The 2,368-nt window shown below is 73.0% G+C and carries 3 protein-coding genes; 2 read left to right on the top strand and 1 reads right to left on the bottom strand.

What is annotated here, in order from left to right:
• Positions 1-794: MFS transporter (locus P409_RS32115; protein ID WP_034848183.1), on the bottom strand; the 794-nt coding region annotated here is incomplete at its 3' end.
• A 111-nt stretch (positions 795-905) separates the two neighbouring features.
• On the opposite strand from P409_RS32115, the gene P409_RS32120 reads away from it, so the two are divergent.
• Positions 906-1,712: a helix-turn-helix transcriptional regulator gene (locus P409_RS32120; protein ID WP_052121641.1), complete on the top strand. Its 807-nt coding sequence runs from the start codon at positions 906-908 to the stop codon at positions 1,710-1,712.
• A gap of 203 nt (positions 1,713-1,915) precedes the next feature.
• Positions 1,916-2,368, top strand: a 453-nt coding sequence (locus tag P409_RS32125) for a 2OG-Fe(II) oxygenase (protein ID WP_034848185.1), incomplete at its 3' end; no start/stop codon positions are given.

Here is a 2,368-nt window from a genome sequence, read left to right on the forward strand (position 1 = left end):
GACCGGCCGTGCTGGTGCCAGGCGAAGGCCGCCAGCACCGGCACCGCGGCGGCGAGCATCGCCAGCGACCAGGCCGGCCAGCCGGCCTCGCGCCCCTCGATCAGCGGGTACAGCAGGAGGCCGAGGCCGAGCGCGCTCAAGGCCACGCCCGCGAGGTCCAGCCGCTGGCCGGGCGCCACCTGGTCGGCCGGGATCAGCCGCGGGGCCGCGATGGCAGCCAGCAGGCCGATCGGGATGTTGAGCAGGAAGATCGGCCGCCAGCCGAGACCCCAGAGATCCGCCGCCACCAGGATGCCGCCCAGCACCTGCCCGGCCACCGCGGCCAGCCCCAGCACCACGCCGAGCGCGGCGAAGGCCCTGGCGCAGTCCTGCGGGTCAGGGAAGGTCACCCGGATCAGCGAGAACACCTGCGGGAACAGCAGCGCCGCCGCGACGCCTTGCAGCAGCCGGGCCAGGAGCAGCGTCTGCGCGGTCGTCGCCACGCCGCACAGGGCCGAGGTCAGGGCGAAGCCGATCAGCCCGGCGACGAACATCCGCCGCCGCCCCTGCAGGTCGCCGAGGCGTCCGCCGGTGATCAGCGCCACCGCATAGGCCAGGCTGTAGCCGGCCACCACCAGCTCGGCCTCGGCATAGCTGGCGCCGAGCCCCAGCCGGATGCTCGGGATCGCCACGTTGACGATCATCACATCCATCACGGTCATGAACGGCCCGGCCAGCATCACGGCGAGGCCGAGCCAGGGACGAGCCACGGTCGACCGCCGGGCGGCCCCGGCGGCGCAGGTCACATCGGTCATGCGGGATCTCCATCGGGGCGGCGGCGGGTCCGCCCGCCCGAGACAGAGAATGGGAGATGCTCTATAATAGGAAAAGATAAGTTCTTATCCTATTAGTGAAAGCAACAGGCTATGGCTGTCACCAGCCTGCAGCGCACCCCCGAGCGCATCGCGCTGTCCGACTTCGTTCGCGACCGCCGCGCCCGGACCAGCCCGGACGAGGTCGGCCTGCCGACGGGCTCCCGCCGCCGCACCCCGGGGCTGCGGCGCGAGGAGGTCGCCCAGCTCGCCGGGGTCGGCATCACCTGGTACACCTGGTTCGAGCAGGGCCGCGCCATCCAGGTCTCCGCCGACTTCCTGGAGCGGGTGTGCCGGGCGCTGCGGCTGGACCCCACGGAGCGGGCGCATCTCTATGCCCTGGCCCAGCATCGCCCGCCGCCGCATGCCGCCCCGGGCCTGCCCGCGGTCTCGCCGATCCTGCAGGCGCTGCTCGACAGCCTGCCGAACCCCGCCTACGTCAAGACAGCGCGCTGGGACATCGTCGCCTGGAATGCGGCGACCACGGTGCTGTTCGGCGACTACGCGCTGGTCCCGCCGGCCGAGCGCAACAGCTTGTGGCTGATCTTCACCGACCCGCGCTACCGCCGGATGATGCCGGACTGGGAGGAGGGCGTCCGCCGCGTCGTCGCCAAGTTCCGGCTGGACCACGGCCGGGCCGGCGGCGACCCGGCCTTCACGGCGCTGGTCGAGGCGCTGCAGGCGGCCAGCCCGGAGTTCCGCCGCTGGTGGCCGCAGCAGGACGTGGCGGAGCGCAGCGAGGGCATCAAGCGCATCCGCCACGACACGCTGGGCCTGCTGGAATTCGCCCACGCCACCTTCGTGGTCGAGGGCGCGCCCGACCTCAGGATGGTGACGTATACGCCGGTGACCGCGGCGTAGGTTGGGTTCGCGGCTCGCGAACCCAACATCGCGCAACCCGGACCAGCGTCGGATTCGCCGAGGCGAACCCAACCCATGGACTGCCCCGGCCCTGTACTGCCCGGTGGACGGGCCATGCCGCAATTTGACCGCAAGCGGCGGAGTGCCGGCCGGAACCGCGGGCGCCATCCTGCTGTCATCACAGCGACCAGGAGGCCCGACCGATGCCCCGCACCGCCCTTCGCCCCGCCGACGCCCAGCCCGCCGCCCCGCTCCCGATCGACCGCGTCGCCGCCCTCGACTGGGACGCCGCGGCGGCGGAGTTGGACCAGCACGGCGCGGCGGTGCTGCCCGCCCTGCTGTCGCCGGAGGAATGCCGCGCCGTCGCCGCGCTCTACTCCGAGGACAAGCCGTTCCGCAGCCGGGTGGTGATGGCCAGGCACGGCTTCGGCCGCGGCGAGTACAAGTACTTCGCCTATCCCCTGCCCGCCCCCGTCGCCGGGCTGCGCGCCGCGCTGTACCCCCGGCTGGCGCCGGTGGCCAATGGCTGGAACGCGCGCATGGGCATCGCCACCCGCTATCCGGAGCGGCACGAGGACTTACTGGAGGCCTGCCACGCCGCCGGCCAGGCCCGGCCGACGCCGCTGCTGCTGCAATACGAGCCCGGCGACTTCAAC

The organism is Inquilinus limosus MP06 (assembly GCF_000767795.1).
Taxonomy (GTDB): Bacteria; Pseudomonadota; Alphaproteobacteria; order DSM-16000; family Inquilinaceae; genus Inquilinus; species Inquilinus limosus_E.